Raw genomic sequence first — 20835 nt, 5'->3', positions numbered from 1 at the left:
GATGGTGAGAATCCTTCTCGGTGGGATAGCCAGAGACACTCACCCTCGTGTATCCGAAAAGATCGAGGATCAACCGCCGGGGGGACAGGTGCCGCAGACGCGCCGGGGCAGAGACGACAAACTCGCCGAGTACGGTGCACGAGCTACCGTCCGCATCCCCTCAGATTCGCCGCGACGTGCGAGACCGTCCCTCGGCGGGGCTGTTCGCGGCGTCATCGGCGCCGGCTTCTTCCTGGTCGCCGTTCCGGTGCTGCTGTGGACCGCGGGTGGGGACCCGCTGCGCCGGCTGCCGGCCTGGTCGCAGATCCCCGACTGGTTCGCGCGCTCCAGTGGACGGTTCACCCCGGACTTCCTCATCGGTGCGGCCCTCTGGGCGATGTGGCTGCTGTGGGGCGTGTTCACACTGCTCCTGCTCGCCGAGATCCTCGCGGCGGTGACCCGGTGGCGCATCCCCCTACTCAGGCTGCCGGCCCCGTTGCACCGGCTCGTGTTCGGTCTGGCCGGCACCGCCGCGCTCGCCGTCACCTCCGCCAGCTCCCTCGACACCGCACCACACTCAGATCGGCCGTCTACGCCCGCCGCTGCGACCGAGCGTGCCGATGTTCCCCGGCAAGCCGCAGCCCGTGGGCCCGCCATCATCCACGTCGCCGACCAGCGCTACCTCTACACGGTTGAGCGACACGACACCTTGTCCAAGGTCGCGAAGGAATGGCTCGGCGACGCGGGCCGGTGGCCGGAGGTCTGCCGCCTGAACAAACACCGCCACTTCCCAGTCGGCGGTGTCCTGCGTGACTGCGACCTCATCTACCCCGGCTGGGAGCTGCGCCTCCCTACCGACGCCCGCCCACCACGAGCCGCCACACCCGCAACGCCCCCCACCCCCCGGTCAGGCCGGCCCGCGACACCACCCGCCTCGCCGAGCGCCGCACCGAACCCGCCCGATCCCGCCGTGCCGCCACCCGCGCCCCCGCTGTCGGCCGGCACTCCCACCACCACGCCGTCCGCGGCCCCAAGCGGGTCTGTTTCGTCGCCAGCGCCGTCGTCGGGGGTCTCCAATCCCGCCACGTCGCCGCCCGCCATGAACAGTCCCACGGCGGCCACAGACGACCAGGGTGTGGATCTGTCGGATTCGGGTTGGCTGCCCTGGTCGCTCGCCGCCGCCATCAGCGCCGCCGCCGCGATGGTTTGGCTCCAACGCCGCCGTCGATTCACCGCCGAGCCGGACGATGATCCGCCCACCGAACTGCCCCCAACCGTGGTCCAGGTCCGCCGCGCTGTGGCCGCCCATGATCCCGAGCCGTCGGATGCGAGCAGCGACGACGGCCAGCCGCTCGCTCTCGTACCCGACCTCGGGTTACTGCCGGGCGGCGGAACCGGAATCGTGGGAGACGGCGCCCGCGCTGCCGCCCGCGCCGCCCTCGTCGCCGTGCTGGCCTCCGGCGGCCCGCACCACCCCGACGCCCGCGGCGAGGTCGTCATCGACACCGCTGCCCTGACCACGCTGCTCGGACCGGACGCGGTGACCCTCAACCCATGGCCGCGCCTGCACGTCACCGACAGCATCAACGACGCGCTCACCGTCATCGAGTCCCAGCTGCTGCACCGCAGCCGCATCCTCGATGAGCACGCCCTGACCGACCTGGACGAGTTGCGGCGGACAGCGCCCGATGAGGAAGCGCTACCGCCGGTCGTACTCGTCACCGGAACCCCGTCAGCCAGTGCCCGCATGCGCGCCAAGGTCGCCCTCGCCCTGGGCGAAGGCCTGCACGTGTCCGCGCTGCTCCTCGGCGAATGGGCCCACGGACCCACCGTCGAGGTCACCCCGGACGGACACACCACGCTCCTATCCGGGCAGCCCGCCGAACCAGTGCCACCGCGACTGCCCGTACTCGAACCGGCCGCCGCCCTCCAGATCCTGACCACGCTCCGCGAGGCACAGACCGGCGAACCGCCCGCCAGCACCTCAACCGCGGTGCCAGTCACGATCGTGCCCCTACACTCGAGCCGCACCGAGACCCTGGTCCCTGCCACGGATCCTGCTACCCCGACCGTCGTCAAACCCACCGCCGACGCCCTGTCAGGGCGGGCGCGGCTGCGCGTGCTCGGCACACCGCACATTGAAGGCATCACCGCAGAAGGCCGACCGCTGCGCGCCAAAGCCCTAGAACTCGCGGTCTACCTCGCCGTGCACCCCGACGGAGCCAGCACCCGCGACATCGGCGAATACCTCGAACCCGACGCCCGCATCAGCCAAGCCGACCAACGCGTCCACACCAACGCCTCGAACCTGCGGCACGTCCTCGGCCGCGCCGGCACCGCCGCGACGAAGAACGCCTACGTCATCAAATCCGCCGGACGATACCTACTCGACCCGGCGACCGTGGACGTCGACGTGTGGACCCTGCGCGACCTGATGCGCAGCGCCACCATCGCCACCGGACCGCGCCGCCGCGAACTCCTCACCGCCGCCTGCAACCTCTACACCGCACCCCTCGCCGACGGCCAGGACTACGACTGGCTGCAACCCCACCGCGAAACGGTCCGCCGGTGGGGCACCGAAGCCCACCTCCTGCTCGCCGACGACCTGCTCGACACCAACCCACAGGCCGCATCCGACCTACTCGCCAAAGCCATCAGACTCGACCGATACAACGAAGCCCTCTACGTCAAGGCGATGCACGCCCGACACGCCCTCGGCGACGCCGACGGCATCCGAACCCTCCTACGCGCCCTGACCAAATCCCTCGCCGACCTCGACGCCGAACCACACGACGACACCATCGCACTCGCCACCCAGCTGCGAAACAGCCTGGATGAGAACTGACCGCCCCCCGCCAGGCCGCCCCGTGCACGTTTCAACCCGCCCACCCGGTCCGCTCTCTGCACCCCGTACGGCCTGCGCATCGGCACACTCTCGTAAATCGTCGAAACCGCCACCGCGCTGGCCGACGCCCTCCTGCTGCCGGGCCGGACCAGCTCGATCTGGGCACCTCCGCGTGGTGGCCAGCGGACGTGTTCGTCCTCGTTGGCCTGGGTCATGCGACGGCCACCGCGATCGACCTCCGCAGCACCGGTCGTCGCAGCCGAAGACTTCCTGCCGCTCAGATCGCTTCTGGTTGCCGGCGCTGCGCACGTCCCAGCACTTCACCAGCACATCGAAGTAGCGGCATCGGAACGCATGTGGCCCCTCGATGACAGGAGACAGCGTCCGCCCATAGCCGATGTCCGTGCTTGAGTGCTGGCGAAGGTCATGCCAACACGCACCCGCATGTCCCGGCAACTGTTGCTGACGTTCCCACCTGGTCCAACCGAATCGGCACCCCTTCAGAGTAGGTCGGCTACTGGCAGCTTCCCGGCTGGGTAATCCATCGCCCCGTGAGCGCCGGAATGCTACGAAGACCCGTGCCTGACATGACCAGTTCCCTTGATGCCACGTCCCTGGAAACTCCGCGGCTGCTGTTGCGCCGCTGGCAGAGCAACGATCTGGACGGCTTCGCCGCGGTAAACGCACAGCCCGAGGTGATGCGCTACATCCATGACGGTCGCACCCTGGACCGGGCCGCGACCGCGGAGCGCCTGGCCACCTATCAGCGGCACTGGGATGAGCACGGCTTGGGCCTGTACGCGGTGGAGATCAAGGAGACCGGTGAGCTGGCCGGTTTCACCGGGCTGGCGGTGCCAACCTTCCTGCCCGAGATCATGCCGGCCGTGGAGATCGGCTGGCGGCTCGGCCGCGCGCACTGGGGCCGGGGCCTGGCCACCGAGGCGGCCCAGTCCGTGGTCTCCCACGCTCGTGCCGAGCTCGGACTGCGGAGGCTGGTCAGCATCCACGTGGTCGGCAACGAGGCGTCGGCGCGAGTGATGGTCAAGCTGGGCATGATGCTGAAACGCGAGACCGTGCAGCCGGACACCGGCCGCCAGGTTCGGGTTTATGCGATGGATCTGTAAGCGGTCCATCCCGCAACCGTCCCGACAGCTCCCGTCCGGTATCCGGATTTGTGGCCGCTGAGCGGGCGCGGTTACTGTGGCGGCTCCGGTAGGACTGGTCAACGCTGAAGATTGAACTCGTCTACCTCACGAGCTGGCGGACCCGCGACGAGGTCGAGGACGTGATCTTCGCCTGCATCGGCGACTGGTACAACACCCGCCGCAGGCAACGCGAACTGTGCTACCTCAGCTCCGACGAGTACGAGACCGTCAGCAGGCGACGGGAGACGGGGCGGCGAGGGAAACCGTCGTGTGATCTGATCCCTGCCGATGACGACACCGGATACCGACGCCACCGTTCCCGACACCGCTTCCGGTCGGCTGGCGAGCTGCGGAGGACGTGGCGATGACGGTTGACTGGAGTCGGCTCGGGCACGCGTACGGCCCGGCTGTTGACACCCCGGGCCACCTGGCCGCGCTGGAGTCCGGTGACGCCGAGACCCGGCAGGCCGCGCTGGACCACCTCGACATGGCGGTGCTGCATCAGGGTTTCCCGGAAACAGCTACCGCTCCGGCAGTTCGGGCCGTGACCGCGCTGCTCGCCGAGGAGCGAGCCCACCCGGACACCGTCGAATCGCTTTTGGAGTTCCTCGGCGACGCGGCTGTGAGCGTGACCGACCTGTCTGACGACCGCCACTTCGAGGGGATACTGCCGGACCTCGCTGATGCCGTCGCGCAGGCGTACCCGGTGGTACTTCCGCTACTCACGGCGTCCCCGCCGGACCGCGCACTGTTCCGCGCGGAGAATCTTGTGGCGATCGCTCGGATGCGGCCGTTGGCGGATCGGCGGGAGGAACTGACGGCGCTCATCCTGGAGTGGTCGGAACGAGGCGCCGGGCCGCAGGCGGAGTGGCTGCACTGCCTCGGCCAGCTCGACGTTGACCTCCGCGACCGGCTCATCGACCCGGACCCGGCGGTACGGCTGCAGGCCGCGCTGTTCCACGAGGACGACCCGCGCGGTCGTGAGCTGATCCTGGCCGCCCTGGCTGAGCCACCACCTCCGGGAGTGCATCAGTTCGCGCTCGTCGCCGCGGCGCTCCGCGTCGCCGCTGACTTCGACGAGATCGCCACGGCTGCTTGCCAGGTGGCCAGTCGGGACAGTTGGGCCGGCTTCGACGACGGCTGGGGCGCGTTGGTGCGGTTCGCATTCCCCAAGCCATACGCGACGAGCCGGCCCCTTACTGAACCGCAGCGCGCGCTGGTTCGGGCTCTGGTGACCAACGACGAGCTCTGGGACCCGACGAACGGGAGTTGCGGGCTCGTCTTCAAGCAGGCCGGATTACCACGCAGGCGGAATGCGTGCCGCCGGCTCGTTGGGTGAGCACCCCTCAAGATCAGACGTCCGGATCTGGCCGCGAGGTGTTCACGGGCAGGTCAGTCGAACCAGTTGAACAGCAGGTCACCAAGCCGGCCCGGACGGTGGTAGGCGACGTCCCGGCGTTCTTCGTCGGTTAGCAGCTGGAGGTAACGATCTTCGATCGGTTGCTCCAGCTCCTCCGCGGTGGCGACCCGCAACCCTGCTCGGCGATAGATCTCTCCGCCTGGGACGTCGGCGAACAGCAGGGTGATCAGATGAGGATCTCGCGGTTGGGCTGCGGCGACCAGGGCGGCCGCGGAGTTGAGAAGGACGTACAACGGCGTGCCGTCACTGAGTCGCACACCGGTCCGGTGGTAGTTTCGGCCGACAGTTGGATCCTCGACCGAGGTGGTGACCGCACCACCGGCTCCTCTGATGCTCTCGTACACCGAGGCCAGCCATGTGGCACACCTCGCCGAGTCAGGGTGCGGCGTGGTTACTCCGGCTCGGAGCAGATCGATGATGGGCACGCAGGGCATCATCCTGTACCGCAGCAGTGTCTCTACGGCGAAGCCCGGGAACGAGCGCTTCCGGCCCTCCCTCCGCCTGACACCCGGCGATACCTGCCGGGTCGGTATCCCGGCGCGGATCATCCACGTCATCGACGTCGACGAGTACAACCCGCCGCAGGAGACGGGCTGGCTGCCCCGCCCGAGCCCGAGCTTGCTCGTTCTGCGCGCAGGTGAGGCTCCGGACGCGGCATCGGAGTTGCAGGGCACGAGCATCGAGCCCGGCGGCGGTGTTCCGTTCACGCTCGAACTGTTCTTCCGCCCGTACGCCTTCCTAGAGGTCGGCGACGACGTCGACGTCGTCGCCGACGGTCGTGCGTGGCGCTTCGACGGTCCGTGGACCTGGGCTGCTTACGACAGCGCGGGCGGCGTGCTGGCCTGGCCTGGCCTGTGACTCTACTGACCGCCGGAGCGGATCTGGCGGTCGCGGCCGCGACCGGTTCACACGAAGCCCAATTCACCCGCTGGCGCCGAGCGGCGGGCTTACCACACGAGGCCCAGCCCGGCTGAGCAGGCCACGGCGTCCAGAGCCACCGGCGGCCGGCCCAAGTATCCGGACCTGCTGCAGGCGGGTTGCGGTAGGTGCGGTGTGCGCAGATGTCTCCTCTGGTCGTGAAGCACAAAAGGGTCGTGGGCCGCCCACGAGGGCGGCCCACCTTGAGCGGTCGCGTCAGTCGGGCAATGCGTCGAGGATGTTGGCGGCTTGGCGGAGCAGGTGGTCGATGACGAGGCCGATGCTGTAGACGTCGGCCTGGGTGTCGATCTCGGTGGCGCGGTCCCAGTCCCAGGTGCCGTTGGCCATGGCGGGGACCTGCCAGAGGTCGCCGCTCTGGTCGAGGAACAGCGCACGGCCCCATTGGTTGGTGAGCAAGGTGATCGGTTGGGTGGCGCAGGTGATGGTGCAGGCGCAGCCGGACTCGTTATAGGTGGTGCGTGGCTGGCGGTGGTGAAGGATGCAGCGGCAGTCGCAGACCCTGCGCCACGGTGGCGTGTGCGTCACGGGTTCCTCCGCATGGGGTGAATGCGCGTACGCCTCGGTCGCTGCCGGCGTTGGGGCGGCTTCCGAGGCGTACGCGGTGGGATCGGGTTGTGTCAGGCCGTCATGGGTCCGACGGCGGGATGGCGGAGGTTCCGCCTGGTCCGAGGAGCAGGTCGTCCTGGACCTGCCGGGTTTCCTCGACGGTGAGCACGTAGGCCGGCAGGCGCGGTATGTGTTCGCGCCAGGCCCGGTAGAGGCGGTGGGTCCCGTCGATGAGCAGCGGGCCAGGCGGCGCTTTGTTGACGCTGATCTGCGCCACGATCAGCGACTGGGTCAGGTCGGTGGTCATGGCGTAGGTCCGGTTGAGGGCGGTGCTGGTCAGGCCGATGAGGCTGGTTGCCCACGCGTTGTCGAGGTAGGCGAGGCCGTACGCGGCGGCCCACGCCGGCACGTCCAGGGGCTGGGTGGCGCGGGGCGACGCCGCGATCAGCGCTTGCGCGGCGTCGATCGAGAAGACCCACGGCCCGAAGTGGAACCACTGGGGTGGTCGGGGGCCGGTCACTGGTGGTCCTTCTTTGCAGTGAGGCGGGTGTAGATCGCGATGCAGCGCAGGATCAATTCGTGTGACGGCAGGGTCAGCAGCTGTTGCCGCTTGTCGTCGCGGAGTTTGCCCCAGATGAGGACAGTGACGCTGGCCGACCACAGGTCGACGAGGACACCGTCGATCTTGGCGTGCTGGCGGTTGGCGACGATGCGCCGCAGCGTGTCGATGAGGGTGGGGTCTCCGGGTGGGTGGTTGGCGTCGTCGGGTCGTCGCGCTTCGGGGAGCAGGGTGTAGCAGTCCTCGCAGGTGGACTCGACGCGCGGCGGGTCTTCGGTCTCCCACCGCTGCACGTCGGCAGCGGGCAGGCCGCACACCGACTGTCGAAGGTTGCGGGGGTGACGGATGTGGCGGATCATGGGAGGCCCGTCCGGTCTGATCCGCGTTCGGTGGTGCTCGGCTGTGCCATGGGTGTGTCCGTCCTGTGCGGGCCGGGGCAGCGGCCGGTGGACCGCTGCCCCGAGGTGTCGAGGTGCGGTCAGACCTTCAGGAGGTCGAAGGCGGTCACCTTCAGCTCGCCGACGTTTCCGGTGAGCACCCGGTTGGCGCGGGCGGTCTCGTTCTTGGCGGGCTGGTAGTGGTCGAGGTACTCGGTGATGGCCTGGTAGCCGGCCCACCGGCTGCCGGTGATCGCTTTCTGGGTGTCGGCCTCGCGGATCAGGTACTTGAGGGTGCCGAGGCGCTGCTTGGCGTTGTTGCGGGTTTGCTCGGACGCGTTGTCCTTGACCGGCCACACCCCGGCGACGACCTTCTCGAACTCGCGCATGGTCAGCTCGGTCTGGAGCATCCGCTCGGCGGCCTTCTCGAAGGTCTGCATGTACGTCCACATCAGGCCCAGCGCTTCACGGGCCTGGCTGATCTGGGAGTTGACGTTGGAGGTGTGCCGGAACGTGTAGTGCCCGGCCGAGTGGGCGAAGGCGGCGCGTTGGGTGTTGGCGCAGACGACTCGGATCGGGCTGGCGTCGACCCGCAGGGCGGCGGTGCCGTCGTGGGAGGTGGTGCCGATGAGGTAGAGGTCCAGGCGGTCCACCCCGGCGATCTCCATCGCCGTGGGCAGCTTCATCGTGACGAACACCGACTTGCCGCGGCGGAGGCTTCCGGCGGTTTCGAAGTGGGCGCCGCCGACCTGGTCGACGAGGCGGTCGAGCATCTCGGCGCACTGCTCGTTCTGAACCACGGTGTAGTCGGTGCCGACGATGCCCAGGTACTCGGTTGCGCCGGTGACGGGGTTGCGGCGCACGGTCATGCGCTTGTCGTCGGCGGGGATCTGCACCTCGACGCCGTTGACGATGTCGATGCCGACGGCGCGGATGGTCCGTACGCCCCAGTCGCCGAGCCGGGCGGCGGCCATGATCTCCTCGGCCTTCATCGTGTGCTGGGTGACGGTGCCCAGCTGATGCCAGGCCGACAGGCGGGCGCTGGCGAAGGCGGTCGTTCCGTCGGCGAATGTCTCAAGTTCGTGCGGCACAGGGGTTCTCCTCTTCGATATGCCGCGGGGGCCGAGCGCGTACGCGCTCGGCCCCCGCGATGGGTTGGGGGTGGTGCGGGTCAGGACTGCTCGGCGTCGTTGTCGTCCTGCCGAGGGTGGTTCGCGCTGGTGCTCGGGGTGGGGTTCTGGTCGGGCTGGGGCGAGTAGGTGAAGGTCAGCGGTGTGTCGGCGGCCAGGAGGATCCGGCCGGCGGCGGCGGCCTTGGTGCAGTTGTTGCGCACCGCCCCGGAGCTGACCGCGCGGCCGAGTTGTGCACTGATGGCGGTGGCGATGTCCTGCGGGCTCATCGCCCGGCCCGGGTTCGCGGCCAGGACGTCGAGGGTCAGCTTCTCCAACTCGCCCCGGCCGAACGGCTGGCTGCCGTCGGCGTTGGCGGTCCCGTCGCTGCGGCGGCCCACGCTCGCGGTGATGCCCGTCGCGCGCGGCGGCGTGCGACGGGGCAGGGTGACGACGTGGGTCTCGCCGTCCGGCGCGACGACGTGCAGCGTGCCGTCCGGCCGGATCAGGGGCAGCACCGCGGCCGTGGCGCTCGGCGTGTTCGCCAGGCCGCGGATGACCTGGTAGCACAGTGGGCAGCGGGGTGGCTGCGGGTTCGGGTCGACCTCGCTGGCCTTGGTCGGGCCGGCGATCCACCGCTGCGGCAGGCCGGGCAGCCGGCGGGCGGCGTCGGCCTGCTCCATCGCGGTCAGCAGCCGCGAGGCGGTCGGGTGACTGATACCGCTCTCGCCGACAATCAGGTCCAGCGTGGCGCCGATGTCCCCGTAGTCGGCCAGGACACCCTTGATGGCCATGACCTTGCGGTCCCCAGGGCGAGCGGGTTGCACGGCCGCGACCGTCGGTGCCTGCTCGTCCTTTCCACGGTCGGCGTTGTCCGCAGTGGTGCCGTCGGACTCGGTCGCGTCGTCGCTGTCGACCTGGCTGCCCGATTGGTCGGCCGTCTCGGTGTCCGGCGTGTCGACGGCGTCGTCACTGCCGTCGTCCGGTCGGTCGTTCTCGGCGGAGGCGCCGTCCACCGCATCGGTGGGCTGGTGGCCTACCTCCATGTGCGGCTGGTCGGCCGCGTTATCGGGCTCCGGGTCGCCGATGTCGGTCTTGCCGGCCGCGTCGGCCGGGTCGGCGGGCAAGGGGGCATCGGCGTTGCTGGGTGTGGCGAGGGTCCACCGGGCGGGGGTGCCCTCGGCCGGGTCGGCGTCGGGGTCCACTGCGACGATGACACCGGCGTCGGCCAGGGTCTTGATCGCCTTGTCGGTGGTCGAGCGGGCCTTGCCGGACTTGTCGGCCAACTCGTTGATGTCGCCCTGACCGAGGTCGGTCAGGGCGTCGAGGACGGCCTGCGTGGCAGGCGTCAGCGACAGCTGATCCATCAGGATTTCCTTCCGTGGAAACTGGTGAAGGGCGCCTGGCACGGGGGCGTGCCGGGCGGGTGGTGCGCCGGGTCGCGGGCAACGGTCAGCGCGAAGGCGCGTGACGTCGTGCGCAGCCGATGGGTGCGGCCCGGTGGCCGTGGCGGTGGGTGGTGCCGCGTCGGCCGGTCAGTGGCCGGGGACGGCCTCGTCGGGCTGGAGGATGTAGAGGCGGTCCTCGGTCGGATCGCGGTAGATCCCGGCGTCAGCGTGGGAGAGATACAGCGGGTTGACGCTGCCGGGCGGGCGGATCCGGGCGTCGGATGTGCCGACCTTGATGGGGGTGGTGTGTCCGGCGAGGTTCTGTCGGCGGCAGGCGTCGGTGTGTGGCAGGACGACCAGGACCGTGTCACCGGGGTTGACGTAGCGCCGCCGCACCGACCGGCCCGGGTTCGCCTGCGCGTACGCGGCCCGTGCCGCGTCGCCGATGAGGGTGTCGATCCAGTTGCGGGCGTACCGGTACTCCCGGGCCAGCTCTGTGATGGTCTCGACCGGGCCGGCGACCGTGCTGGTGGAACCGTTCAGGTCGCCTTCGTTGATCAGGAGGGTGCGCAGCCGGTCGACTGCGTGTAGCAGTTCGGTGCGCAGGTGGCGCAGGTTGGCGGCGGCTTCGGGCAGGTGCGCGGCGGCGGGGACGGGGTCGGTGGCGTGTTGGTCGAGGGTGCGCTCGGTCGTCGCGGTGATCCAGCGGCTGATCGTGTCGAGGTGCGCCATGATTTCCCCGGCTTCAACTGGCGAGGTGGGCGAGTTCGGTGGGGTCGAGTTGGTTCGGGGTGCGGTTGCGCCAGGTGTCGGAGTGGCGCAGGTGCCACCAGCGCAGCAGGGACCGGCAGGCCGAGGCGAGGTCACCGCAGGCGGGTAGCGGATACACCGTGGTGAGCGGGGCCTGATGCGGCCGGGCGATGTAGGCGGTGGGCGTCCACCCGTGCTCGGTTTCGGTGACCTCGCCGATGACGCGATCCGGGTAGGGGATGTCGAACGCGCCGGCGGCCTCGACGTCGGGTACGACCAGCCAGGTGTGCGGGTCGCTGCGCCGTAGCGTCGCGACGCCTCGCGACGGGTCGCAGCGCCGCAGGAGTAGGTACCGCTCGTCGCCGTCGGCGATCGGTCGGTGGTGGTGCCAGGCGTGGTAGCAGGTGACGAGCGCGGCCCCGAGGACGGTGTGCCGTTCGCGGGCGACCAGTGCGTCGGTGAGGGTCTGGTGGTAGCTGGCGATGTGCAGGTCGGCGCGGGCGGCCAGCCCTTGCCGGGCGGTTTCGGTGAGCACACCCGCCCGGGCGAGGGCCTGGTCGAGGCTGGTGGTGCTGTCGGTGAAGTCGCGGGCGGTCTTGTGCAGGATGCGGGCGAGGTCGCCGAGTGGTTCGGGGGTGGCGGTGTCGTGGCGCCACAGGTGTTCGGGCAGGACGTCGTTGGTGTCGGCGGCGATGCGCCGTAGCGCGGGATCGGTCAGGAACACGAGAGGTCTCCTTTGCAGACGGTCGGGTTGTGGGCATGGCGAGGACCGGTCGCAGCGGGGCTGCGACCGGTCCTCGGTGCGTTCGGGCGGTAGGGCAGTTAGGCGATGGCGACGGCGCACAGTCGTGCGCTGGAGCGCAGGCTGCGTAGGTAGGCGCAGGCTTCGTTGAGGAAGCGGATTCGGTCGGCGACGGAGTCGCTGGTCGGGATGAGGAGCCGGCCGTCGGTGGTGATCAGTGCGTTGCCGATCAGCGCGATGCGCCAGTGCAGTCCGACGTAGGTGGCTTCGCCGGCCTGGTAGACGGACAGTTCGTACGGGTCGAGATGGTGGGCGAGCATCGCCAGGACGCGTGGTTGTTGCTCGAAGCGTCGGCGGGCCTCGGCCAGGCGGAGCTTGGTCGGGTCGGCGTTGTGCTGGGCGAGGTAGTCCTCCCACGGGTGGGCTGGACGGGTTGTCGCGGCGATGTGGGTGTTCCAGGTACGCCAGCGCAGGGCGGCGTGGTGGGCGGCCTTCGCGGCGGTGCCGGTGAGGTCGAGGCGGCCCTTGCGGCCTCCGGCGGCCATGGTGACCGCGCCGAAGCGGCGGGCGGCGTCGAGGAGGTAGTAGCCGAGGAAGCGGGTCAGCCAGCCGATGAGGCGGCGGTGGCGGACGTGGTAGCGGCGGGCCGGGGTGCCGTCGGCGTGCAGCAGGTCGTTGACCTTCTCCGAGGCGGCGAACCAGTCGGCGTCTTCGCCGGGGGCGAAGCAGACGGTGACGACGACCTGGTCGAACAGCGGCGTGGGCATGGCAGGGTGCTCCCTTCGGGCAGGGGTGGGCGTGGAGGGTGTGCGGCGTGGTGTCACCGGGTCGCGGCGGCGTCTGTGCCGGGAAGCTGCCGTGCGAGGGCGCGGGGCGTGGATCACGAGCCGACCGTCAGGTGGGCTGTGGGTGATCCCGCTGGCGCAGGCAGGTCCAGGGGGAAGACGGGGCGGCGGTGCGAGCAAAGAGAGAAGAGGTTGCACCGTAGCGTCGTGACCTGACAGCACCCGCTCTGTCAGGATTGCCGGCTATGCCGCTGAGCTGCGCTGACAGGATCTGCCGCGAGCTTGTCAGGGTCTGTCAGAGCACGAAGCCGCTCTCGTCGTAGTTCGGGTTGTCCGCCACGGGCTGCCCGTGGTCGCTGGGCAATTCGGTGAGCCGGACTCGGCCGGTAGCGCCGCCAGGAAGCCAGACCGCTTCGGCGGGGTTCGTGGCGTGGTTGGCGGTTGCGAGGGGAACGCTGTCGCGGCGGCTGCGCAGGAGCCGGTGTAGGTGTTCCTCCCGGTGCTCGCTGCCGAGCCAGAACAGCACCGGGTAGCGGGGGCCGCCGCGGCGGATCAGCTGCGCGTACCGGTCGAGTTTGGCCACCACCCGGCCGAGGGGTTCGGTGCCGGTGTCGGCCTCCAGGAAGAACCCCACCGTGGTGTCCGCGACGCTCCACAGGCCGTGCCCGTCTGCGGTGATGGTGCGGAACTGCCTGGTGGTCATCGTGTCGGACCACCACCGGTCCAGCCGCGCCTGCGGGTGTTGGCGGGCGTGCACGGTGAGGCGGACGAAGAATTCGTTGGCCATGAGCAGGTGGGTCAGGTTCGGGTTGGCCGAGAGCCGGTCGACGGCCTGGCGGCTGGTGCGCACGGTGGGTTCGGGCCGGCGGTGGGCGGCGGCCTGGAAGCGGTGCCCCTGGTGGCCGAGGGTCCAGTGCCACGGATGGCTACCACCCCCGGCGCGGGCGAACCGGAACCGGTCCAGCAGGCCCAGCGCGGCCAGCTCACCGAGGCGGATCTGACAGGTCCGTCGGGCCAGGAACAGCATGCGGTGGATCTGATCGGTGGTGAGGACCTGGTGGTCGTCGAGCAGCTGGAGAAGCCGACGGTCCCGGTTGGTGATGTGGGGATAGATGGCAAGGAGGCTGGCCGATTGCGATTGCGGCATGGATATACCCCTGGAGAGAGAGTCCCGTAGGGAGTCTGGATGAGTCGATCTTGGTTTCGGTCCTGGCGTCGGGTGGGTTGGGGCAGGTCAGGCACCTGACAGACCAGGTGCGCGGGGCTCGTGTGGGGTCTCGTGTCGCGGACACCCCCAGACGAGCCCCCGGTGCCGTGCCCAGCCGAGCCTGCGAACGCGCGGCCCGGGTCAGCGGTCGCGGTCGGTCATGCGCCGCTTCATCGCGGTACGGGCGAGCTGCTGCATCGGCGGCTCGCCACCGGTGCGGCTGTGGGCGGCGGCGCACTCCTGCCGGATCGCGGTCGCTTCACCCACCGGTGGCGCCGGCGGGTTGGTCACGAAGGTGAACGCGGGTAGTTCCCGGTTGCCGACCAGCAGCCGGGCGGCGGCGGTGTAGACGTCGAGGTGGGCGAGGTCGTGCTCATCCAGCTCGGGTTTGGTGTGGCGGGACAGGTCCCGCGCGTCGGCGGGGTCGACGGTGAAGAACAGTTTCGTGCGCGCGTTGGCCGACACCGCCGCGGCGATGTCGTTGGGCAGTTGCGCCAGGTCCTGGTGCGCCAGGACGAGCCCGAGCCGAAAACCGCGCGCCTCGGCCAGCATGTCCCCGACGCTGCCGGGCAGCGTGAGGAAGTTGTGGCACTCATCGATGTAGAGGTTGGCGTCTTTGCGCTGGTCTTCGGGGATGCTGGCGCGGGCGATGGCGGCCTGCCAGACCCGGGCGACGATCATCGAGCCGAGGATGCGGCTGGTCTCCTCGCCGAGGATGCCCTTGGGTAGCCGGCACAGCAGCACCCCGCCGTCGAGGACCCGGCCCATGTCGAACGACGAGTGGGCGTTGCCGATCACCGATTTCACGAAGTCGCGCAGCAGGAAGGCCCGGAGTCTGGCGAGGACGGGTGCGATGACCTGGCCCCGGAACTGCTCGTTGATGCCGTCGTACCAGAGCCAGAACCCGCCGAGGCCGTCCGGGTCGTCCAGGCCGTGGGTGAACCGGGCCCGGAAGTCCCGGTCCTGCAGCAGCGACGGGACCAGGCTCAGGGTTGGTTTCGCGTGGCGCATCAGGGTGAGGCAGGCGACGCGCATGGTGTCGTCCATGCGGGGCCCCCACTGGCCTTGGAAGATCTTGGCGAAGATGCCGACGAGGTTGTCCACGGCCAGGTGTGGGTCGCCGCCGTCATCGAGGGGGTTGAAGCAGCCGGGGTTCTCCTGGTCCGGGTCGATGAGCACGATCTTCTTGGCATACGAGGCGGGCAACCGGTCGAGGATGTCGGTGATCAGGTCGCCGCGTGGGTCGATGACCACGGTCCCGCGCCCGGCCTTGATGTCGCCGAGGATCATGTTCAGCAGCAGCGTGGACTTGCCGACGCCGGTCTTGCCGACGACGTGCACGTGCTGGCGGGCGTCGGTCACGCGGAGGCCGATGCTGTGGTGGCCGATCTGCGAGCGGCCTAGCACCTTCACGCTGCGCCCGCCGGAGGGCACCTGCACGGGTGCCGGTACGGCCTTGGCCCGCGCCCGGTCCAGGCCCGGGACGGCGAGGTCTTGCGGTAGCGCGGCCAGGGCGGCGAGTTCCGGGACGGTGGCCAGGAACCCGTGCCGTAGTTGCCGTCCGGCGAGCGTGGCCACCGGGTGGGGCATCTTCATCCGGCGTAGCCGGTTCGGGCCGGTGTACACCGCGGCGGCCGAGGCGATGGTGTGCCCGAGCCCGCCGAGGCGTGAGCGGACGTGCGCGTCCCGTTGCGGGTCTGGTGGGGACGTGCCGGCGTCAGCCGCGACGGCGAACCGGACCGCGATCTCGTAGTGCGGCACCCGCACGGCCTTGTCCACAACGGTGCGGGCCTCAGCGGTGGCCACCGGGTCCCGCTCGACCGGACGCACCGGGGCATGGCCCGGGGTGCGGGGCCGCGACGCGCCGGGTGCGAACGCGTCGAGGAACCACAGCAGGGGCTCGATGGCCAGCCGCACCGCGCCGGTGACGGCGCGGGTGGCCAGGTCAGGCCGCCCGTGGCGATGATTGCTCGCCGCGGCCCTGCGGGCCGCGCGGACGCGGCGGGTGGGTGCCGGGCGGGCGAGGATCTGCACGCACGCGTGTTCGCGGTGGCGTACCTCGGCCCCGGCGGCAACCAGCGCCCGCAGCGGGTCGGTGTCGTGGTCGCTGCGCAGCGGCAGCCCGTCGGTGTGCTGCGGCCAGTGCGCCCCACCCACCTCCTCGGCGACGGTGGGCGGAATCGGTGGTGCGGCGTCCGCGGTGGTGAGGGTGGCCGCGGGCCAGGCCGCCCGGACGGCGGCCTCGACCGCGCCGCGCGGCACCGTGCCCGGCACCCAGACCCGGATGGTCAGGGACCGGCCGGTCCAGACGTACTCCCACCCGACGTGCGGGATGCCGAACAGGCGCTGCTGCCACACCGACGGCGTCAGCACGCCGACCAGCGTGGTCCAGAACGCCGCGGCAGCCTCGGCGGTGACCTCCGGCGGGGCGGCGACGGTCAGCCACCGTGCGCCGGCCGTGAACCGCTGGTGCCGCCAGGCGAGCAGTCGGTCGTGGCCGAACACCGCGCTGACGATCGCGGCGGCGGCGATGAAGCCCAGCCACGGCCGGGCGATGATCCAATGCCCCACGTCGGCGGGCCAGGTCGGGGTGGATGTCATGCGGCCTCCCCGATTCCCGTCACGGCAAGCTTGTGCTCGGCCGCCGATCCGACACTGCGGAACGGAATCCGGCTACGACCAGCGACGAGCAGTCCCTCGCCGCGCGGCGCCGACAGCAGCAGCCGCGACTCCCCGGCGGTCAGACCGAACGCCTCGGACACCGCGTCGATGGACTGCGTGGACTGGCGCATCAGAACCTGCGTGGCGGCGTTGGACACCACCGCGAGGCCGAGGTCGGTCGACAGCACGTCGGCCGCGTCCTGCGTGATCACGCACAGGCCGGCGGACCGCTTCCGCGCTGCCTTGGCCATCCGGAACAGAAACCTGCTGCCTTCGCCGTCGCGCATCAGCAGCCAGGCTTCGTCCACCACGACCAGCTGTCGCCGCCGGCGGGCGGCCGTGGCCGGGGTGTCGATGCCCGACCAGATCGAGTCGAGCGCCAGCAGCGTGCCCACCGTGCGCAGCTCGTCGGGCAGGTGCCGCAGCGACCACACCACTAGGTGCCCGGCCGGGACGGTCGTGGTCGGACCGTCGAACAGGCTGGCGAAGTTCCCGACCGTCCAGGGGGCGAGCCGGGCGGCGAGCTGCCCGGCGGCCGGGTCGCCGTCAGCGGCGAGCACGTCGGCCAGGTCCCGCAGCAGCGGCGCAGGCCTGGCCCAGGTGGCCGGGTCGCCGGTGATCCCGGCGCGGGCGTAGGTGGCGGTGATCGCCCGGTCCAACGCGGCGCGCTCGCCCGGCGGCGGTGCCGCCCCGAGCATGACCGCGATCAGTGTGTGCAGGTACAGGCCGCGTCGGGTGAGGGTGTCGGCCCGGTGGTCGGCGGGCAGATCGAGCGGATTGACCCTGACGCCGGGCTGGCCGAGCTGCACGACCGTGCCGCCGACGTGCTCGGCCAGAGGCGCGTACTCGTCTTCGGGGTCGATGACGGACACGACCGTGCCCTGGTAGAGGTTGCGGAGCACCTCCAGTTTGACGAAGTACGACTTACCCGCGCCGGAGCGGGCCAGGACGACCGAGTTGTGGTTGTCCTGCGCCCACCTGTTCCAGATCACCACCCCGTTGCTGGTCGTGTTGACCCCATACAGCAGCCCCTCGGGTGCCGCGACGGTGCCGGGGGCCGGGGCGGCGAGGTCCGCCGAGGCGAGGGGAAACGCCGCCGCGAGGGCGGTGGTGTCGAGGATGCGGCGCATCCGCAGCGGGTCCACACCGACCGGCAGAGTGGAGATCCAGCCCTGGTGGTGCCGGAACGTGGCCGGTTGCAAATCCAGCAGCACGCTGGCGGCGGCCGCCTTCACGCCCGCGGTGACGGTGGCGAGTTCGTCGAGGGTACGGGCGTGGATGGTGACGTAGATGCCGGTGTCGAAGAGCTTCGCCGCGCCGCGGGCGACCCGTTCGGCGAGGTCGGCGGCGTCGGCCGCGGCAGCCTCGACCATCGGATCGCCCAAGCGTCCGTGGTCGGCGTCGAGGCGGCGCGAGGATTCGAGGCGGGCGCGTTGGCGCTTGAGCATCGGCGCGGCCAGTTGCGGCGCCACCGGGTCCAGATGCACCGAGACGTCGACCCGTGCCGGGTAGGACAGCAGCGGGTCCAACCAGGCGGGGCCGACCTCGGCCGGATACCCGCACACCACGTAGGTCGCGGCGTATCCGTCGCCGACCTGCACGTGCCACGGCGTGACCGACAACGCGGCGGGGGAGGGCATCTCCTCGCCAGCCGCGACACTGATCTTCGGCCTTTTCCACAGGTTCATGATGTGCTCCGCAGGGTGATCGGGGCGCCGGGCACCGCACGCGGGCCCGGCACCGGCGGGGAGAACGGATCGACCGCACCGGCCAGCGCGGAGGCGACAGCCGGCCCGTCCAGAGGGGCGGCTTCGACACCGAGCCCGGACAGCGCGCGCACGCCGGCGTCAGCCCCAAGCTCTCCGGTGACGATGACGACCTGGCGGCGTAACGGATCGCGCTGGCTGTCGAGGTCGAGCAGGAATTCGGCGTAGTCGTCGGCGGCGGCCTGCAACGCCGGGTGCGGCAGGCGCGGGGCGTGGTCGACGACTGCTTGCGCGTAGACGGTCAGGTCGTGCCGCTGCGCCGCCACGACGATCTGCGCCGGCCCGGTCAGACTGTTGAGGAACCGCCCGAACCCCTCCAACAGCGCGCCCTGCTCGCCCCCGGTGCGCAGGTGGATGTTCGTGGTGCCGCAGGCGATCAGGACCTTGCCGCTGCCCTCACTGGTCAGGACTCCGGTCGGGCTGATCGCCGTGACCGGGGAACGCAGCGGCGCCGGAAGGCTCGGCTGGCCGGCCACGACCGCGACCGCGCTGGCCCGAGCTGAACCCGGGGCGAGAGTGTGCGGCCTGCTGCTGAGCGCGAACCCGTGCCGCAGCCACACGTCCAGCGGCAGGCCGTCACGGCGGCCGAGCGCCACCACGACCGCCACGGCGAACACGAGCGCCCCGGCAACGATCCACACCACCTGCGGCAGTAGATGCCCGAACGTGTCGTAGACCCCGAGGCCGACAAGGCCGGCACCGCCGATGATGCCCAGTTGCCGGAACGTCAGCCCGAACGCGATGCAGTCAGGCTCGTTGACGTTGGCCGGGACGACGGCACGCGGGGCGCTGTCCTCGATCGTCATCGCCCACCTCGCAAGGCGGCACGCCCGAGCCCGCCGCCCGGTAGACGGCGGGTGATGCCCTGGATGACCACCGCCCGCAGCATGATCGCGCCGACGTTCGGGGAGCCCTTACTTGTCGCGTAGCGGCCCACCATCGCGGGGATCTTGACCGTCATCCACAACACCACCGCGACCAGCAACAGGTTCAACACGTCCGAGCCCGGCAGGCCGATCAGAACCGGAATACTCGCCTGCGGGTCGGTGAGCAGGTGGATGCCGGTGGAGAACGCGATGGCCTGCAGCACGGCCGTGCCGAGGCAGCCCAGCATGCTGCGCCACCACAGGTCGGCGGTGGGTTGCGTCCAGGGCAGGCAATAGCAGGCCAGCGCGAGCGGGGCGAGCCCAGCCAGGATGACCAGCACGGCAACGCGGACGACCCAACCGGTGACCAGGGCGAACATCAGCCCGACGATCAGCAACCCGATAACCAGCGCAATGAGGGCGTTGGCCGGATCGGTGAGCGCGGCAGCCACGTGGGTGCGGGCCATCGTGACCGCCTGCGTGGTCGGCGCCGCAGTGCCGACCATGGCCACCGTCAACGCGTTCGCGACCTCGATGAGCACCGCACAGAGCGGGACCGCGACGTTCGACAGGATGAACCCGACAACGAGACGTGGCACGAGTTCCTTCACGCCGTACCGCACCTCGACGGAACTACTGGTCATCGTCACGACGCCGGCGGTCACCAGCGCGAGGATGTAGCAGGCGTTGACAACCAGCGCGCTCTTCGCGGCGATGGTCTGCACCTGCGGCAACACGGTGACGTCCGGCGACAGGAACATCGACGACGTCAGATAGGCCAAGAGCCCGCCGAGCAAGTCTTGCAACCGCTCGGCGAACCACTCCACCAGGCCATCCATCATCCAGTCGACCATGACCGGTGACCTCAGCCGCCGATGATGCCCTGCAGCACCTGCAGGATCACGGGAGAGAGAACCGCCAACGCGTAGCCGATCAACGCCGACTTGAAGTTGCCCTTCGCCTGCTCGACCTGGGCCGGGTCACCACCGGCGGCCATGTAACGCAGGCCACCGATGACCAGGAACATCGTCGCGGCCAGCGCGATGATGCCCATGATCCACGCGGTGATCGACGAGATGACCTCGTTGATCGATTTCGGAGCCGCCAGCGGCTGCGGCGCAGCGGCAGCGAGATCGGACAGGACTGACAGAGTTGTGTGCATAGCGACGCTCCACAGGACTTCTGCGGGCCGCCGCGGTGGGGACCAGAGCGAAGCCTCGACTGGGCCGGTGGGGGCGCTCCTCCCTTGCTTCGGCGAGGGTTGCGGTGTCAGTACGCCGCGCCAGCCGTGCCGGACCATTGACCTCGCCGGATGAGGGTCCCCACCGGGCGGGCATGCCGTGGATGACATGCACCATCCAGATCTCGGCTGTCAGGCCGATCGAACTCGCCCGACACCCGTCACGACCTGACAGGACCAGTCAGCGACACACGTCCCCTAGGCCCGCGATTCAGAAAGGTCGGCGCGGACCGAAACGCAAGAGAGTGCTCGGAGTGAACTGGGACAGCAGGTAGGACTTCCTTCAGAAGGCAGTTACTTGACGTCTGCGGGATCTATCCCTCGGCAAGGGTGTATGCCCCTCGTTGTCAGGTGCCCTGGGCTGACCGCGTAACTCCCGGATCTAACCCGATGAGTGGACGGTTCAGACCGGGCTAGTGCCTCGTCTTTGAACGTTGATCGTGTAATCCGTTGGTTCTGAGGATGTGTCGGGCAGGCTGTCTCCCATCGTTTCTGGTCTGGGAGGTGGTGG

Annotated in this window: 20 protein-coding genes; 5 read left to right on the top strand and 15 right to left on the bottom strand. The window is 70.2% G+C overall.

The annotated features are described in order from the left end of the window. Positions 1–247 precede the first annotated feature (247 nt). From ADK66_RS22475 to ADK66_RS22465, 4 genes are all read left to right on the top strand, one after another. Entirely contained in the window at positions 248–2824 is a 2577-nt protein-coding gene (locus ADK66_RS22475; protein ID WP_231640142.1) for a transcriptional regulator, read from the top strand. A 587-nt stretch (positions 2825–3411) separates the two neighbouring features. Further along, the gene (locus ADK66_RS22470) at positions 3412–3948 is read left to right on the top strand and encodes a GNAT family N-acetyltransferase (RefSeq protein WP_231640141.1); all 537 of its coding nucleotides are present in this window, start codon (positions 3412–3414) and stop codon (positions 3946–3948) included. Between the two features lie 104 nt (positions 3949–4052). Continuing rightward, the gene (locus ADK66_RS32755; RefSeq protein WP_157552823.1) at positions 4053–4337 is read left to right on the top strand and encodes an IS3 family transposase; all 285 of its coding nucleotides are present in this window, start codon (positions 4053–4055) and stop codon (positions 4335–4337) included. Continuing rightward, the gene (locus ADK66_RS22465) at positions 4334–5308 is read left to right on the top strand and encodes a hypothetical protein (RefSeq protein WP_053658498.1); all 975 of its coding nucleotides are present in this window, start codon (positions 4334–4336) and stop codon (positions 5306–5308) included. The genes ADK66_RS32755 and ADK66_RS22465 overlap by 4 nt, the downstream gene beginning before the upstream one ends. A 53-nt stretch (positions 5309–5361) precedes the next feature. Here ADK66_RS22465 and ADK66_RS22460 read toward each other — a convergent pair whose 3' ends face one another. Beyond that, complete coding sequence (locus ADK66_RS22460; protein WP_231640140.1) at positions 5362–5823, bottom strand: hypothetical protein; 462 nt, start codon at positions 5821–5823, stop codon at positions 5362–5364. Between ADK66_RS22460 and ADK66_RS31605 the strand changes: the two genes are divergently transcribed. Then, positions 5804–6247 (top strand): hypothetical protein, encoded by a 444-nt coding sequence (locus ADK66_RS31605; RefSeq protein ID WP_157552808.1) that lies wholly within the window; start codon positions 5804–5806, stop codon positions 6245–6247. The two genes, ADK66_RS22460 and ADK66_RS31605, sit on opposite strands and share 20 nt — an antisense overlap. A 276-nt stretch (positions 6248–6523) precedes the next feature. On the opposite strand, the gene ADK66_RS22450 is transcribed toward ADK66_RS31605, so the two are convergent. The 14 genes from ADK66_RS22450 to ADK66_RS22385 all read right to left on the bottom strand — a co-directional run bounded on the left by ADK66_RS22450 (position 6524) and on the right by ADK66_RS22385 (position 20246). Beyond that, complete coding sequence (locus tag ADK66_RS22450) at positions 6524–6853, bottom strand: hypothetical protein (protein WP_053658494.1); 330 nt, start codon at positions 6851–6853, stop codon at positions 6524–6526. 100 nt (positions 6854–6953) lie between these two features. After that, positions 6954–7394: a hypothetical protein gene (locus tag ADK66_RS22445; protein ID WP_053658492.1), complete on the bottom strand. Its 441-nt coding sequence runs from the start codon at positions 7392–7394 to the stop codon at positions 6954–6956. Then, the gene (locus ADK66_RS22440; protein ID WP_053658490.1) at positions 7391–7792 is read right to left on the bottom strand and encodes a hypothetical protein; all 402 of its coding nucleotides are present in this window, start codon (positions 7790–7792) and stop codon (positions 7391–7393) included. The genes ADK66_RS22445 and ADK66_RS22440 overlap by 4 nt, the downstream gene beginning before the upstream one ends. A 119-nt stretch (positions 7793–7911) precedes the next feature. Beyond that, entirely contained in the window at positions 7912–8901 is a 990-nt protein-coding gene (locus ADK66_RS22435; protein WP_053658487.1) for a DUF932 domain-containing protein, read from the bottom strand. An 80-nt stretch (positions 8902–8981) separates the two neighbouring features. Then, entirely contained in the window at positions 8982–10286 is a 1305-nt protein-coding gene (locus tag ADK66_RS22430) for a MarR family transcriptional regulator (protein WP_197281615.1), read from the bottom strand. Positions 10287–10454: 168 nt separating this feature from the next. Then, positions 10455–11039: a hypothetical protein gene (locus ADK66_RS22425; RefSeq protein ID WP_053658485.1), complete on the bottom strand. Its 585-nt coding sequence runs from the start codon at positions 11037–11039 to the stop codon at positions 10455–10457. 13 nt (positions 11040–11052) lie between these two features. Further along, positions 11053–11781: a hypothetical protein gene (locus ADK66_RS22420; protein WP_053658483.1), complete on the bottom strand. Its 729-nt coding sequence runs from the start codon at positions 11779–11781 to the stop codon at positions 11053–11055. Positions 11782–11879: 98 nt separating this feature from the next. Then, positions 11880–12566 (bottom strand): hypothetical protein, encoded by a 687-nt coding sequence (locus tag ADK66_RS22415; protein ID WP_053658481.1) that lies wholly within the window; start codon positions 12564–12566, stop codon positions 11880–11882. 313 nt (positions 12567–12879) lie between these two features. After that, positions 12880–13731: a replication-relaxation family protein gene (locus tag ADK66_RS30910; protein ID WP_082377606.1), complete on the bottom strand. Its 852-nt coding sequence runs from the start codon at positions 13729–13731 to the stop codon at positions 12880–12882. A 201-nt stretch (positions 13732–13932) separates the two neighbouring features. Next, positions 13933–16392 carry a type IV secretory system conjugative DNA transfer family protein gene (locus ADK66_RS22405; RefSeq protein WP_053658479.1) on the bottom strand — a complete coding sequence of 820 codons (2460 nt, stop codon included), beginning with the start codon at positions 16390–16392 and terminating at the stop codon, positions 13933–13935. After that, the gene (locus tag ADK66_RS22400; RefSeq protein WP_053658477.1) at positions 16389–18140 is read right to left on the bottom strand and encodes a VirB4 family type IV secretion system protein; all 1752 of its coding nucleotides are present in this window, start codon (positions 18138–18140) and stop codon (positions 16389–16391) included. The genes ADK66_RS22405 and ADK66_RS22400 overlap by 4 nt, the downstream gene beginning before the upstream one ends. Further along, positions 18137–19024: a PrgI family mobile element protein gene (locus ADK66_RS22395; protein WP_053658475.1), complete on the bottom strand. Its 888-nt coding sequence runs from the start codon at positions 19022–19024 to the stop codon at positions 18137–18139. The genes ADK66_RS22400 and ADK66_RS22395 overlap by 4 nt, the downstream gene beginning before the upstream one ends. Then, a complete protein-coding gene (locus ADK66_RS22390; RefSeq protein ID WP_053658473.1) occupies positions 19021–19938 on the bottom strand; it encodes a hypothetical protein in 918 nt (305 codons plus the stop codon). The genes ADK66_RS22395 and ADK66_RS22390 overlap by 4 nt, the downstream gene beginning before the upstream one ends. Before the next feature lie 11 nt (positions 19939–19949). After that, the gene (locus ADK66_RS22385; protein WP_053658471.1) at positions 19950–20246 is read right to left on the bottom strand and encodes a pilin; all 297 of its coding nucleotides are present in this window, start codon (positions 20244–20246) and stop codon (positions 19950–19952) included. Positions 20247–20835: the final 589 nt, after the last annotated feature.

The organism is Micromonospora sp. NRRL B-16802, assembly GCF_001279555.1.
In the GTDB taxonomy this organism is placed as follows: domain Bacteria; phylum Actinomycetota; class Actinomycetes; order Mycobacteriales; family Micromonosporaceae; genus Micromonospora; species Micromonospora profundi.
This window is presented reverse-complemented; position numbering and strand designations above follow the sequence as displayed.